The sequence below is a fragment of the Roseomonas populi genome (assembly GCF_024594815.1).
Lineage (GTDB): Bacteria > Pseudomonadota > Alphaproteobacteria > Acetobacterales > Acetobacteraceae > Roseomonas > Roseomonas populi.
The window spans coordinates 1-14,012 of record NZ_JANJOU010000027.1 but is presented as its reverse complement, the minus strand read 5'-3'; the positions used below and the strand labels follow the sequence as shown (position 1 = coordinate 14,012).

Annotated in this window: 11 protein-coding genes and 1 pseudogene; 10 read left to right on the top strand and 2 right to left on the bottom strand. The window is 69.1% G+C overall.

Annotated features, from left to right (window positions below; all coding sequences use genetic code 11):
* The first annotated feature begins 1 nt into the window (after position 1).
* The 6 genes from NRP21_RS23140 (at position 2) to NRP21_RS23115 (ending at position 5,630) form a co-directional block, all read left to right on the top strand.
* Entirely contained in the window at positions 2-460 is a 459-nt protein-coding gene (locus NRP21_RS23140; RefSeq protein WP_257718610.1) for a MaoC family dehydratase, read from the top strand.
* A 32-nt stretch (positions 461-492) separates the two neighbouring features.
* Entirely contained in the window at positions 493-1,731 is a 1,239-nt protein-coding gene (locus NRP21_RS23135; protein ID WP_257718609.1) for a CaiB/BaiF CoA transferase family protein, read from the top strand.
* 92 nt (positions 1,732-1,823) lie between these two features.
* Entirely contained in the window at positions 1,824-2,810 is a 987-nt protein-coding gene (locus NRP21_RS23130) for a Bug family tripartite tricarboxylate transporter substrate binding protein (RefSeq protein ID WP_257718608.1), read from the top strand.
* 47 nt (positions 2,811-2,857) lie between these two features.
* Positions 2,858-3,838, top strand: coding sequence for a Bug family tripartite tricarboxylate transporter substrate binding protein (locus NRP21_RS23125; RefSeq protein ID WP_257718607.1), 981 nt, complete (start codon positions 2,858-2,860; stop codon positions 3,836-3,838).
* 121 nt (positions 3,839-3,959) lie between these two features.
* Positions 3,960-4,805: a shikimate dehydrogenase family protein gene (locus NRP21_RS23120; RefSeq protein ID WP_257718606.1), complete on the top strand. Its 846-nt coding sequence runs from the start codon at positions 3,960-3,962 to the stop codon at positions 4,803-4,805.
* 12 nt (positions 4,806-4,817) lie between these two features.
* Positions 4,818-5,630 (top strand): 3-ketoacyl-ACP reductase, encoded by an 813-nt coding sequence (locus NRP21_RS23115; RefSeq protein WP_257718605.1) that lies wholly within the window; start codon positions 4,818-4,820, stop codon positions 5,628-5,630.
* Between the two features lie 157 nt (positions 5,631-5,787).
* On the opposite strand, the gene NRP21_RS23110 is transcribed toward NRP21_RS23115, so the two are convergent.
* A complete protein-coding gene (locus NRP21_RS23110) occupies positions 5,788-6,078 on the bottom strand; it encodes a hypothetical protein (RefSeq protein WP_257718604.1) in 291 nt (96 codons plus the stop codon).
* 500 nt (positions 6,079-6,578) lie between these two features.
* On the opposite strand from NRP21_RS23110, the gene NRP21_RS23105 reads away from it, so the two are divergent.
* The 4 genes from NRP21_RS23105 (at position 6,579) to NRP21_RS23090 (ending at position 12,899) form a co-directional block, all read left to right on the top strand.
* Positions 6,579-7,742: a Fic family protein gene (locus NRP21_RS23105; RefSeq protein ID WP_257718603.1), complete on the top strand. Its 1,164-nt coding sequence runs from the start codon at positions 6,579-6,581 to the stop codon at positions 7,740-7,742.
* Between the two features lie 966 nt (positions 7,743-8,708).
* On the top strand, positions 8,709-10,202 hold the full coding sequence (locus NRP21_RS23100; protein ID WP_257718602.1) for an amidohydrolase family protein: 1,494 nt from the start codon (positions 8,709-8,711) through the stop codon (positions 10,200-10,202).
* A gap of 2 nt (positions 10,203-10,204) precedes the next feature.
* Positions 10,205-11,206 (top strand): CobW family GTP-binding protein, encoded by a 1,002-nt coding sequence (locus NRP21_RS23095; protein WP_257718601.1) that lies wholly within the window; start codon positions 10,205-10,207, stop codon positions 11,204-11,206.
* 118 nt (positions 11,207-11,324) lie between these two features.
* Positions 11,325-12,899, top strand: a complete 1,575-nt coding sequence (locus NRP21_RS23090; RefSeq protein ID WP_257718600.1) for an ABC transporter substrate-binding protein — start codon at positions 11,325-11,327, stop codon at positions 12,897-12,899.
* Positions 12,900-13,050: 151 nt separating this feature from the next.
* Here the strand turns inward: NRP21_RS23090 and NRP21_RS23085 are convergent.
* A pseudogene (locus NRP21_RS23085) lies at positions 13,051-13,814 on the bottom strand (IS5 family transposase).
* Positions 13,815-14,012 lie beyond the last annotated feature (198 nt).

Here is a 14,012-nt window from a genome sequence, read left to right as displayed (position 1 = left end):
GATGCCCGAGGACCGCTACTACGAGGACGTCCAGGTCGGTGACGCCTCGGTCAGCCCGGAGGTGACCGTCACGGAGGCCATGGTCATGGCCTATGCCGAGCTGACCGGCGACTTCACCCCTGTCCATACGGACGAGGAATACGCCCGCACCACGCCCTTCGGCACGCGTGTGGCGCACGGCCTATTCGGCCTCTCGCTGGCCGATGGCCTCAAGACCCGCTCCGACCTGCGCTTCCATCCCGGCATGTCGCTCGGCTGGACCTGGGATTTCGTCGCGCCGATCAAGCTCGGCGACACGCTCCGCGTCCGGTTCCACGTCGCGAGCATGCGCACGACCAGGAAGCCGGACTGGGGCATCGTCATCCTGCCGTCCGAGCTGATCAACCAGCACGACGAGGTGGTCCAGCGCGGCGAGCACCGCCTGATGATCCCGCGCCGTCCCGTGGCTGAAGCCGCCTGAACCGCACGACCTCTCGAACCGGAGCTTCCCTCATGGCCGCCCAGCCACGCCCTCTCTCGGGCCTCAAGGTCATCGACTACAGCCACTTCCTTGCCGGGCCGTTCATGTCGCGGGCCCTCTCGGCGCTCGGCGCTGACGTCATCAAGGTCGAGCGCCCGACCGAGGGCGATGCGGGCCGCGCGCACCCGTACCTGATCAACGGCCAGAGCGGGTACTTCCTGCAGCAGAACATGGGCAAGAAAGGCCTGTGCATCAATCTGCGGGACCCGCGCGGTCTCGAGCTGCTGCACAAGTTGGTTGAGACGTCCGACATCTTCGTGGAGAACTATCGTCCCGGCGCACTCGACCGGCTGGGCCTGGGCTACGCCCAGCTCTCCGCGCTGAATCCCAGGCTGATCTACTGCTCGGTCTCCGCCTACGGCCACACGGGGCCGGATTCCGAGCGCCCGGGCTTCGGCCTGATCGCCGAGGCAAAGTCCGGAGCCATGGCGCAGCTCGGCGTGCCCGGGGAGCCGCCGCCGCTGCTGCGGATGCCGCTAGCCGACATGTACACAGGCATCCATGGTGTCGCGGCCATCTGCGCCGCACTGGTCGGCCGCGCGACGTCGGGCAAGGGCCAGCATATCGACATGGCGCTCTACGACTGCATGGTCTCCATGCACGACTTCGCCATCCAGCGCTACACGCTGAGCGGCGGCCGGGAAGTCCCCGTGCAGACCGGGCACGACCAGCCGGAGTCCACCGTCTACGGCGTGTTCGAGGCGCGCGACGGCTATCTGGTGATCGCCGCCCAGGTCGACGAGGCCTGGAAGCGTCTTGCCCGCCTGATCGGGGGCGAGGAGCTGGCGGCGGACCGCCGCTTCCTGGATCCTGATAGCCGCAACGCCAACCGCCTTGCTGCCTTGGCCTATGTGCGGACCTGGACCCAGGCGCAGCCCTCAAGGCAGGCCTGCATCGCGGCCCTCGACGCGGCGGGGGTGCCCTGCGCCCCTGTCCAGACCATCGGCGAGGTGCTGGACGATCCGCAAGTGAAGGCTCGCGGCATGATCGTCGAGCAGGACCACCCGGTGCTCGGCCGTATCCGCCTGCCGAACCTGCCCTTCCGCTTCTCCGATTGCGACACCTCGCCCACCGGCATCGCGCCAGGCCTGGGGCAGCACAATGCCGAGGTCGCGGCGTCGCTCGGCTACTCGGATGCTGCCATCGAGGCGCTGGAGCGCGACGGCGTCCTCTACGCCGAGACCGCCGCCCAGCGAGCCGCGGCCGAATAGGTCGGGACGGAGCCGACGCAAGCAACCGCAGACCACCAGTGCCCGGAACGGATGGCGCAAAGCCACCGAGACAACGAGGAAAGTCCAGGACCATGCATCGTCGTCACCTCATGCAGGCCGCACTCGGCGTGACCGCCACCGCCGGCCTTGCGGCAGTACCGGCGGCCACGCGGGCGCAGTCCGCCTATCCCAGCCGCACCGTCACGCTGGTGGTGCCCTGGGCGCCCGGTGGATCCCAGGACACGCTGGCGCGCGTCCTGGCAGAACCGCTCTCGGCCCAGCTCGGACAGGCGGTGGTGGTGGATAACCGCCCCGGTGCCAGCGGCACCGTCGGTTCGGGCACCGTGGCGCGGTCGCGTCCTGACGGGCACACGCTACTGATGGGGTCCAGCAGCACCTTCGCCATGGCACCGCATCTCTACCAGCTGCCCTACGATAACGACCGTGCCTTCAGCCCGGCCGGGCTCATTGCCTCCATGCCGATCCTCATGCTGGTACCGAGCGCGTTCCCGGCCAGGAGCGTGAAGGAGTTCATCGAGCTGGCCCGGAAGCCGGAGAACCGGATCTCCTACGCTTCGTCAGGGGTCGGCAGCTCCACCCATCTGGCGACCGAGATGTTCCTCCAGATGGCCCAGCTCGAGGTGCAGGACGTCACCTACCGGGGTGGCGGCCCGGCCGTGCAGGGCATGCTGACGGGCGAGACCCAGATGACCTTCCAGACGGCCGCGACCGTCCTGGGCTTCATGAAGGCGGGTGACCTGCGCGCCCTGGCGGTGGCCAGCCCTGCGCGCATCTCGTTCCTCCCGGACATCCCCACCTTCGCGGAATCCGGCCTGACCGATTTCGAGGTGGTCGAGAACATCGCCCTGCTGGCGCCGGAGGGGACGCCGGCGCCGATCCTCCAGCAGGTGAACGCGGCCGTGGCCAAGGTCATGGCCCTGCCGCAGGTGCAGGCGAAGCTGACCGAACTCGCCATCACGCCGACTGTGCAGCCGCCCGCCGAGTTCGCCGCCTTCGCGAGGGCGGAGAGCGCGAGGTGGCGGGACCTCATCCGCGCCCGGAACATCCGCGTCCAGTAGGAACCGGCGCCATTCATCGAAGGAACGGGTCGCGGGAGGAACAGGGAATGTTCAAACGACGCAGCTTCGGGGTAACGGTGCTCGGCCTTGTGGCGGGCCTGACAAGGGCCGGGAATGCCGCCGCCCAGGAGAGCTGGCCGGCGCGGCCGGTGACGGTGGTGGTGCCCTGGGGACCGGGTGGATCGACCGACACCTTCGCGCGCCTGCTGGCCGCCAGGCTCGCCGCGGATCTCGGCAAGCCTTTTCCGATCGATAACCGCTTCGGAGCGAACGGGACCATCGGCTTCGCGTCGGTCGCCCGCGCCCGGCCGGACGGCTACACGGTGATGGTGGCGACCGTCAGCACCTACGCCATGGCGCCGCACCTGCTGCAACTGCCCTACGACAATGCGACGGCCTTCTCCGGCGTCGGGCAGCTGGCGCAGATGCCGATGTTCATGGTTGTCCCGAGATCGTCTCCCATCCGGACGCTGGCCGACTACGTGGCCCAGGCGAAGCGGAACCCTGGCCGGGAGACCTACGCCAACTCGGGCGCCGGATCGTCGACCCATCTCGCCACCGAGCTGTTCCTGCAGCAGGCCGGTATTCAGGTCACCGAAGTGGGGTACCGCGGCGGCGGCCCGGCGACCCAGGCGGTGATCAACGGCGAGGCTGGCATGGTCTTCGTGGTCAGCTCGGGGGTTATGCCGTTCCTCCAGTCGGGAGGCCTCCGTGCGCTGGCGGTCACCACGCGGGAACGCACGCCTCTCGCGCCAGAAGTTCCGACCTTCGCGGAACTGGGCTTCCCCGAATACGAGGTGGTCGAGGATCTCGCGATGCTCGCGCCCGCCGGAACGCCGGTGCCCACCCTGGAGCGCCTCAATGCGGCCTGTGCGGCCGCCATGCAGGCACCGGACGTCGCGGAGCGCCTGACCGCACTCGCGGTCACCCCCAAGGTGCGCCCCGCTTCCGAGTGGCCGGCCTATCTGGCGGCGGAGAATGCGAAGTGGCGGGATCTGATCCGGTCGCGGGAGATCCGCATCCAGTAGGACCTCTTTTCCGGGGCGCAGGACCTGCGCCAGGATCATCGCCGGCGCAGGCCGTTGTCCTCCACCCTTCGGGCCCCTTGCGCAGCGATGGTGGCCCAGCTCAGTCGGAAAGCGCATCAGCATGCCGAATCAGATGATCTCCTCACCCGAGGGCGGGACGCGCCTCTACGCCGTCCTCGGGGATCCGGTCGCCCAGGTGCTTGCGCCGGGGCTGATGAACCGCCTCTTCGCGGAGGAGGGCATCGACGCCGTGATGGTGCCTGTCCAGGTCTCCGCCGAGAGGCTGGGTGCTGTCGTGGCGGGCCTGAAATCCATGGGGAACTGTGATGGGATCCTTGTGACCATTCCCCACAAGTTCGCGGTGGCCCATCTGGTAGAGCGTCGGAGCGGGATGGTCGAACTGACGGGCGCCGCGAACGCGCTCCGGCGTGATCCGGACGGAGCCTGGTCGGCCGACAACTTCGATGGCCGCGGCTTCGTCACGGGCCTCCTCAAAGCGGGGCAGGATCTGCGGAGCGGGCCTGTCGTGCTGTTCGGCGCTGGCGGCGCCGGCGTCTCCATCGCGGCCGCGCTGCTGGAACAGGGCGTGCGGGAGCTGCACGTGGTCGACCCGGTGCCGGGCAAGGCGGCGGCCCTTGCGGAGCGGCTTTCCGGGCGCTGGCCCGGCGCCGTTCGGACCACGGCCCGGCCACCCCTGGAGGACGCCTCGGTCGCGATCAACGCGACGCCGCTCGGCCTCCGCCCCGAGGACCCGCTGCCCTTCGAGCCCTCGGTGCTGAGCCCCGGCACCCGGGTGGCCGACATCATCATGAAGCCCGCCGAGACGAGGCTGCTGCGCGAGGCCGCCTCTCTCGGTTATCCGGTCCAGCCGGGCATCTACATGCTGGCTGAGCAGATCGGCCTCTACCGGGAGTTCTTCCGCCTGGGCGAGGGGGTGCAGGCCGCCGCTCTCGCGCCTGTACTCTGAACGGGGCCGCTGATGTCCTCGACCAGTGAAGCGGACCCCGCCGCACCGGGCGCGCCGCGCCGGGTCGCGCTGGTGACGGGCGGGGCGGGCGGAATCGGCGGTGGCATCGTCGCCGCCCTGACGCGGCGTGGATTCGACGTCGTCGTCGGTGACCGGACCTTCCGCCCCGGGCGCGAGGCCGATCTCCGGGAGAAGGCGGATCCGGCAGCCCGGATCGCCCTCGTGGAAGGCGACATCGCCGACCTGGAGGATCACCCCCGGTTCGTGGACGAGGCGTTCACCGCGTTCGGGCGCCTGGACTGCCTGGTCAACAACGCCGGGGTCTCCGTGGCCTCGCGCGGTGACCTGCTCGACGTGTCCGTTGCGAGCTACGACACGAACTTCGCCGTCAACACCCGTGCGGCCTTCTTCCTGACCCAGAGGGTGTGCCGCCGCATGCTGGCGGCGGAGCCGCATGGGGCGGAAGGTGCCCGCTCGGTGGTCTTCATCTCTTCGTCCAATGCCGCGATCGCCGCGCCGGAGCGGGGAGAGTACGCCATGTCGAAGGCAGCGGTGTCGATGATGGCGAAGCTGTTCGCGGTCCGGCTCGCGGCACATGGGATCTGCGTCTACGAGGTCCGGCCAGGATTGATTCGGACACCGATGACGGCCGTAGCGCGCGACCGCTTCGATGCGCTTCTGGCCCAAGGCTTCACGCCTATCAACCGCTGGGGAACACCAGAGGATGTCGGGCGAGCCGTCTCCAGCCTGGCCGCTGGTGAGGTGCCGTTCGCGACCGGGATGGCTGTCCAGGTAGATGGCGGTATGCACATCCACCAGTATTAGTGGAGTAACCTGACGTCGCTTAGCCTTCCGCCTGCTGGGGCGGCTAGATGCCGACCTGATTGTAGAAGGCCAAAGCTACCAAGGCCGCATTTGGCCGGACGCTTTATGTCCGCTTCCAGCGAGGTGGCGGCGCTAGCAGGATGACCGAAATAGGCGCTCAACGGAAGTCTCGGCTCGGCGGCAGCTTGGTCGCAGTCGTTCGGTGGCTCCCCGGGTCCGGGCGCTTCACCTCATCGGCCCGGCCCAGCGACCGCTCTGCCCTGTTGCCACCCTGGTCGGCCACGGAAAGCCGATCCAGCAAATCGGTGCGGTCCTCCGGGCGCGTGACGATGAGGTTATTGACGTGTACCTCGACGTTCTCGGCCAGCCGCTCCACTCGACCCTCGCCGACGACTAGGCAAGCGCCGACCAGCGCCCGGCGGTTCTCCTTGGCCACCTTGCTGAACACCACGAGGTTCCCCACCCCGTGCTCGTCCTCGACCGTGATGAAATTAAACTCCCTTCGATGTCACGGGCCGCTGTCGAGCATGGTGCCGGCAGCTTGAAGAGATCCTTCTCACCGAGACAGGGATAGCATGCGACGCCTCGCCGAGCCTGCACGAAGAGCTTGCGCGCCGGGCGCGGTGGTCGGCTCGGGCGGCGACCGGGGCGTGCGGCAGACGAAGCCCTGGCGAGCATGAGCACCGACACAAAAGGCATCTTACGCGCCGCAGATCGGAGCCCGGAACCGGAATCTGACCGTCCACCGGGTCGGCGCGGGCCCATGTCGCCAGGCCGGTCGGCGGGCATCTGTGCGTCAGCTGGGCAGCAACGCGGGCGTTCGCCGCCCCGCGATGCTTGACCACGCCCCGGCATCTCCATCTATATTCAAGGAAGTATCGCGACCATTGACCATAGGTGGACCGCATGCAGCGTGATCAGCTTTGTTCGGCGGTTCGGGATCGCCTGGTGCGCCTCCCGCCTCCCTACGATGCTCACTACGGCGTCCACGTCGCGCCGCCCGCGACCGAGCTGGCGCTGCCTCCCGAAGCGATCCGCAGCATACAGGCCGCAGCCGCGGCCCTCGCGGGGCTGAACGCGGTCGTGGCCGCGCGCCCGTCCGCGTACCACGTCACCCGGGTTCTCGTCCGGGACGAGGCTACGCGATCCTCGGCGATCGAGGGGACGCAGGCCACCCTTGACGAGCTCCTGAGCGCAGACGCGGTCCTGGAAGGGACCGGGGATCTCGAGCACGGCGCCGGCACCCGCGACGAGCTCGAGACCGTGCGGGCCTACGCGGTCGCCCTCGAGAGGTTCCTCGCCCGGCCCCACCCGATCGATGCCGCGGTTATCTCCGGCCTCCACCGGGCGGTCTTCACGGGCTCGGCGGAGTTCGCGGACGGGCGCCATGGGAGGCCGGGCGCCTGGCGCGAGAAGACCGTTTGGATCGGCAGTGGGCGCGACATCTCGCGGTCCACCTTCAACCCGCCTCCCCATCCGCTCGTCCCCGGGCTGATCGAGGAGCACGTCGGCTGGCTCCGGGACACGGAGGAGGGGACCATGGCGCCGGCGACGCCGATCCGCCTCGCGCTCGCGCACGCGCACTTCGAGGCTATCCACCCCTTCGCCGAGGGAAACGGGCGCGTCGGACGGATGCTCCTCTCGCTCATGCTCGCGGCCGAGGGACACGTCGCCGTCCCGCTGTCGCGCGTGCTGGATCGCCGGAGGTCCGACTACTACGAGGCGCTGAAGCTGGCGCAGCAGAAGCTCGACTTCGTGCCCTTATCGCTCCTCATGTGCGACGCGATCCAGGAGAGCGCCGAGCAAGCGCGGGACCTGGACGAGCGCCTCTCTCTGATGCCCGCATCGTGGCGCGACCCCGCGCGCTGGCCCGCCGGGCGGCCACCCCGTCGCGACGGTGCGGCCAGCCGAATGCTGGATGTCCTGCCCTACCACCCCGTGGTTACGACGGGGCTGGTGGAGCGCGAGCTGGAGGTCAGCGGGCAGGCGGCGAACTTGGCGGTAGCGGCGCTCGCCGCGGCCGGAATCCTCGTTGAGCGAACGGGCTATCGGCGGAATCGGGTGTTCGTTTGTCCGGAGGCCCTGGCCGCCATCGTCGGGGGCGAGGCGTAGCGACCAGGAACCACGGCTGGATGGGCCGGGGCTACTGGCGATCTCGCGCAGCGCTTTCGGGATCGCTCCTGGCGTCACGCCGGGCCTGATCTCTGATGCCGCGCCTTTGGCCACCGTACAGGTGGGCGTGCTGCTCTAGGACAACGCCGGTGGTGGTGCGGGCGGGCTCTATCGGGACGCGGATGGCGCGGGTGAAGAAGCGGCGATCCAGATCGCCCGCTTGTCCAACGCCGCGCCCCTTTCCCCGAGCGACCTCCTCTTCGTAGCGTGACGGGGGAGAGGGGCCGGGGAATGGCAATCTTCGGGTACTGGCTTCTCCGCAAAACAGGACGGCCCAGCCGCCCCTGTAGGAAGCTGTCTCCGCCGCAGGCCCGGCCACCAGTTTCCAAAATTCTCAAGCGATGAAGGAAAGCTTACGGGAAGCTCATCTTGGTGTCGGAGTTTCCGGGTGGGCGCTGAACCGCCATAACTCCCTATCACCGTGCCTATGTTGAGTAGAGCACCTGACTGCCATCAGATGGCTCACCTGCCACACTGACGGTGGTCGGAGCGACGGGCGCGGAGCCTCCTAAACGGCGGGCCCAAGAGGGCAGGGGGCTCAGGGGGGAGCGCGACAGAGGTACGGAACCCAGCAGAACCTGGAATTTCCCGGCACGCGTCGAGAAGGGTCGGTCGGTAACGCTGCACGAGCCACTGACCGTACTCCTAGGCTCGGCGGTAAGGTCGTGGCCCGCTGCAGCCGATGCCGGGCGGACTCTGGCCGTTGACACCCGCGGACCTTTCGATCGAGGCTTCCGGGCAGGGCCGGAGGAGTTCGGCGGCGACGGCATCATTGAGCGCTTCCCAATGGTGTCGGAGGCACTGACCTGCCTCTTACTCTTGCCTGGATCCTCTACGACCGGGAATGTGCACTGCCAGCCCGCCGTCGTGCGGCGTGGCACCCGATCAGGCAAGCAAGGTGGCGGTATGGGCTCGTTGGTAATCAGTGGCGGCCGCGTGGTGGATCCGGCGAGCGGGGTGGATGCCGTCGCGGATGTGGCCATCCAGGACGGCCGGATCACCGCGGTCGGCACGAACCTGGGCGGCGCAGAGCGAATGATCGACGCCTCCGGCCTGGTCGTCTCCCCCGGCTTCATCGACCTGCACGCGCACGGCCAATCCATCCCAGCGGACCGGATGCAGGCCTTTGATGGCGTGACGACGACGCTGGACCTGGAGGCGGGTGTGATGCCGGTCGCCTCCTGGTACCGCCGACAGGCGGAGGGCGGGCGGGTGCTGAACTACGGCGCCGCTACCAACTGGGCCTTCGCCCGCATCGGCGCGATGGTCGGCAGCAACGAGGAATCCTCGCTGGAGGCTTTCGGCCGCGCCATGCGTGACCGGCGCTGGATGGACAACATCGCCACCGAGGCTGAGACGGCCGGAATCCTGGACCGCATCGCAAGGGGGCTCGACGAGGGCGGGATCGGGATCGGTATCCTCAACGCCTACGCGCCCGGCGCCGGTGTGCAGGAGCTGACGGCGGTATGTCAGCTCGCCGCCGCGCGGAACGTGCCGACCTTCACCCATGTCGCCTACATGGCGCGCATCGATCCGCAGAGCGCGGCCGAGGCTTATATCCGCCTCATCGGCTACGCGGGCGCGACAGGCGCGCACATGCACATCTGCCACTTCAACTCATCCAGCAAGACGGACATCGCGCGCTGCTACGAGCTGGTGCGCAAGGCGCAGCTCCAGGGCCTTCCCATCACGGTGGAGGCCTATCCTTACGGCACCGGTTCCACGGTGCTGGCGGCCGCCTTCTTCAGCGATCCCGAGTTCGAGGCGCGCAATGGTCTCGGCTACGATTCCGTGCAGCGCGTGACGGATGGGCACCGCTTCAGCAGCCGCGGCGAGTTGCTGGCGGCGCAGGCCGAGGACCCCTCCCAGCTCGTGCTATGGCACGTGCTGGACACGGAGCACAACGACCGACACCGAGAGCTGCTCGACATGGCCGTGCTCTACCCCGACGGCGCGATCGCCTCGGACGCGATGCCCTGGAGCATGCCGGACGGCAGCACCTATACGGGCGATGCCTGGCCCCTGCCGGAGGAGGCGACCTCCCATCCCAGATCGGCCGGCTGCTTCACGCGCTTCATCCGCCACTGGGTGCGGGAGCGGGGGGCGGTCTCCCTGCTGGAGGGCATTCGCAAGTGCTCCCTCATTCCCGCGCAAATTCTGGAGGCGAGCACGCCGGCTATGCTCGGCAAGGGCCGGCTGGCGGCAGGGGCGGATGCCGACGTCGTGGTGTTCGACCTCGACGCGCTGACCGACCGCGCCGAGTTCACCGCGATGAACCGTCCCTCTGAGGGCGTGCGCCACCTCATCGTCAGCGGCGAGCCGGTGATCGCCGAAGGGGTGCTGGACGTGGCGGCGCGGCCCGGGCGGCCGGTACGCCGGCCCTCCGTGCGGCAGGCCTGACGATGGCGGGCGCCCCCGTTCCGGTCCTGCTCGTCACCGGCTTTCTGGGGGCGGGCAAGACCACGGTGGTGAACCACCTCCTGGCCCATGCCGGGGGGCGCCGGATCGCCGCCGTGGTGAACGACTTCGGCGCCATCAACATCGATGCGGAACTCATCGCCGGAGCGAGCGACGGGGTGGTCAGCCTCGCCAATGGCTGCATCTGCTGCACGCTGGAAGGTGACCTTCTCCGCACCCTGGCGACGCTGCTGCGCCGCGACCCGCGGCCGGAAGCCATCCTGATCGAGACGAGCGGCGTGGCCGATCCCGCCGATATCGTCCGGAACCTGATGGATCCCTTGATCCTGCGTGAGGCACCGCTGGAGACGGTGCTCTGCGTGGTGGACGCCGCCGCGCCGCCAGGGACGATGGAGGACCCGCTGCTGCGCGCGCAGCTTCGCCTCGCTGACGTGGTGGCGCTGAGCAAGACAGACCTGGCGGACGAGGCGGGGTGCGCGCGCATCCGCGCGGCCGTGGCAGCGCTCCGCCCGGCAGCGACGGTGATTGAAGCGCCGCAGGGAGAGGTGCCGCTGCTACTGGTACTGCCGGACGATCCTGCCCGTCTGCCCACTCCGCGCAATCCGGCGCGGCGCGACCCAGGAAGGAGCGGCCCCCGCGCCGAGCGGTTCGAGACACTCAGCTGGACGGCCGAGGCGCCACTCTCCATCCCGCTGGTCCAGGCGGCCATTGGCCGGCTGGCGCCGCGCCTTGCGCGGGCCAAAGGCGTGTTCGAGGCGGTGCAGCAACCGGGGCGGCCGCTGCTCTTCCAACTCGCCGGCGGGCGCGCGACGCTCGTTCCGATGGGGGAAGGGGCGGTCCGGGAAGGGCTGCCGTGCGCGCGGATCGTGTTCATCGCGGAGGTCGGGCGGATATCCCCTGAAGAGATTCGCGCGGAAATGGAAAGGTCGATCGCCGAACCTTCAGATACGCGGAACGCCGGAACAGCGCGCGGATGGTCGCCGTGATGTCCTCTCACCCCCCCTGCGCCGGCTACGTGCCCATCGCGCGCGAGTTTCGCAACGCCGCGTACATCCCCGATCGCAGCTTCGCACGGCCCCGCTGCTCCAAATTGGAGAACCCGTCATGACCATCAGCCGACGCCAGTTCCTCGCCGGGGCCGCGGCCGGTGCCCTGGCCGGGCCAGCTGCGGCCCAGCCCGCGCGCCTGCTGCGCTTCGTGCCGCATGCCAACCTCACCAGCCTCGATCCCGTTTGGACCTCCGCTTGGATTACGCGCGACCACGGCTACATGGTCTACGACACCCTCTACGGTCAGGGCGCGGACCTCACCCCCAGGCCGCAGATGGCCGCCGGGCATGTCTGGGACGCGGAGCACCGCGGCATCACCATCAGCCTGCGCGAGGGGCTGCGCTTCCATGACGGCGAGCCGGTGCTGGCGCGGGATTGCCTGGCCTCCCTCCGGAGATGGGCGCGGCGCGACAGCTTCGGCCAGTTCGTCGCGGCCGCCCTCGACGAGGCCACCGCCCCGGACGACCGCCGCCTCGTGCTCCGCTTCAGCCGCCCCTTCCCCTTCTTCCTCGACAGCATCGCCAAGACCGCGCCGATGTTCGTCATGCCCGAGCGCCTCGCGCGGACCGACGCCTTCACGCAACTGACCGAGGTGGTGGGCAGCGGCCCCTTCCGATTCCTGCGCGGCGAATGGGTGCCCGGAGACCGGGTGGTGTACGAGCGCCACACCGCCTACCAGCCGCGGCAGGAGCCGGCGGACATGCTGGCCGGCGGCAAGGCCGCGCATTTCGACCGTGTAGAGTGGCGGATCATCCCCGACGCGGCAACGGCGGCGGCCGCCCTGCAATCGGGCGAGGTGGACTGGTGGGAGGCGCCGAGCTTCGATCTGCTGCCACTCCTTGGCCGCAACCGCGCGCTGCGCGTCGAGCAGGTCGAACTGTTCGGCTCGATCGCCAACCTGCGCGTGAACCACCTCGTTCCACCCTTCGACAACCCGGCCTTCCGGCGCGCCATCTGGCTCGCCCTCTCCCAGGCCGACATCATGACCGCCGTGGCGGGCGCCGATCCCGCGCGCTGGACCACGCCGGTCGGCTTTTTCACCCCTGGCACGCCGCTGGCGAGCAATGCGGGCATGGATGTGCTGCGCGGCCAGCGCGACCTCGACGCCGCGCGGCGCGCCATCGCGGCCTCCGGCTACCGCGGGGAGCGACTGACCTTCCTGCACGCGGCGGATGTCGGCACGGTGGACGCGATGAGCCACGTGCTGGCCGACATGTTTCGCCGGCTCGGGGTCAACCTCGACCACGTCGTGACGGACTGGGGCAGCATCGTGCAGCGCCGCGCCAAGAAGGAGGCGCCGGAGCAGGGCGGGTGGAGCGCGTTCTGCACCAACACGACTGGCGCCGACGGGCTGACGCCGCCTACCCACCCCCTACTACGGAGCAACGGTGCTGGGGCCTGGTTCGGGTGGCCCGACATCCCGGCCATCGAGGGCGGCATTCAGAGGTGGTTCGGCGCCGGCTCCCCCGCCGAGGCCGGGGCGGTGGCGCGGGAAATCCAGGAGGCCGCCTTCCGGGAGGTTCCCCACTACCCCCTGGGCCAGTTCCGCCAGCCCTACGCCTTCCGGCAGGAGATCACGGGGATGGTGCGCGCGCCGATCCCGGTCCAGTGGAACGTCCGAAGGGCGTGATAATGCGCCAGGAAGCCAGGGGCGATAGGAGGAGCTTCTCGAGGCGCTCTCAGGCGCCTGCGGTCATACCGTGTACGCCGCTTGAGAGCTTTTTCGCGCTGATGTGCTTTCGACAGCCAGTGAGCTTGATCGCAGTCAAACTCCGCTAGGTTCAGGCCTCATTGATCCGGAAGAGGACGACGGCCGCGAGGATGATGGCGGAGAAGAAGGTGTGGGCGCATCGGTCGTAGCGCATGGCGATGCGCCGTCAGTCCTTTAGGCGCCCGAACATGTTCTCGATGCGGTGCCGCTGGCGATAGAGGGCTTTGTCGTGGGCGATTGGGACCTTGCGGCTTTTGGATGAGGGTATGCAGGGCATGATGCCGCGGGCAGCAAGGGCTTGGCGGAAGCGGTTGCTGTCGTAGCCCCTGTCGCCGAGGAGGTCCTTGGCGCGTGGCAAGCTCGGCAGCATCAGTGCCGCACCCTTGTGGTCACTCATCTGCCCTTCCGAGAGCAGCGAGACCACGGGGCGGCCCTGACCGTAGCAGACGGCGTGAAGCTTGGAATTCAGGCCGCCTTTGGTGCGCCCGATACGGCGGGGAACAGCCCCTTTTGAAGGAGGCTGGCCGCGGTCCGGTGCGCCTCGAGGTGGGTGGCATCGATCATCAGCCGGTCCGGCTCGCCTTTGCGCCCTGCCAGCCCCGCGAAGATGCGGTTGAAGACGCCAAGGCGGCTCCAACGGGTGAAACGGTTGTAGAGCGTCTTGTGTGGACTGTACTCGGCCGGGGCGTCGCGCCAGCGCAGGCCGTTGCGGATGACGTGGATGATGCCGCTGACCACCCGCTGGTCGTCGACCCGCGGCACCCCGTGCGAGAGCGGGAAGTAGGGCGCGATCCGCCTCACCTGCGCCCTCGTCAGCCAGAACAGATCAGCCATGGCAGCACCTCCGGCCGCCATGGAATCAGCCAATCAGATCAGCCGCTACCCCCAATTAACGGGTCCTGAGCCTAGGCCGGACGGCACCACCTTGCTTTTCGCGACCGGCAGCGAGCTCTCACTGAAGCCGCTCCTCGAGACCGGCCTCCCCTATGACCCCGCCCGGGACTTCGCGCCCGTCGCGCTGCTTGGCATCAC

What these genes read in the sequence shown, in the direction of transcription:
- NRP21_RS23140 (WP_257718610.1), top strand. Translation starts at nt 2, where the DNA reads ATGCCCGAGGACCGCTACTACGAGGACGTCCAGGTCGGTGACGCCTCG.
- NRP21_RS23135 (WP_257718609.1), top strand. Translation starts at nt 493, where the DNA reads ATGGCCGCCCAGCCACGCCCTCTCTCGGGCCTCAAGGTCATCGACTAC.
- NRP21_RS23130 (WP_257718608.1), top strand. Translation starts at nt 1,824, where the DNA reads ATGCATCGTCGTCACCTCATGCAGGCCGCACTCGGCGTGACCGCCACC.
- NRP21_RS23125 (WP_257718607.1), top strand. Translation starts at nt 2,858, where the DNA reads ATGTTCAAACGACGCAGCTTCGGGGTAACGGTGCTCGGCCTTGTGGCG.
- NRP21_RS23120 (WP_257718606.1), top strand. Translation starts at nt 3,960, where the DNA reads ATGCCGAATCAGATGATCTCCTCACCCGAGGGCGGGACGCGCCTCTAC.
- NRP21_RS23115 (WP_257718605.1), top strand. Translation starts at nt 4,818, where the DNA reads ATGTCCTCGACCAGTGAAGCGGACCCCGCCGCACCGGGCGCGCCGCGC.
- NRP21_RS23100 (WP_257718602.1), top strand. Translation starts at nt 8,709, where the DNA reads ATGGGCTCGTTGGTAATCAGTGGCGGCCGCGTGGTGGATCCGGCGAGC.
- NRP21_RS23095 (WP_257718601.1), top strand. Translation starts at nt 10,205, where the DNA reads ATGGCGGGCGCCCCCGTTCCGGTCCTGCTCGTCACCGGCTTTCTGGGG.
- NRP21_RS23090 (WP_257718600.1), top strand. Translation starts at nt 11,325, where the DNA reads ATGACCATCAGCCGACGCCAGTTCCTCGCCGGGGCCGCGGCCGGTGCC.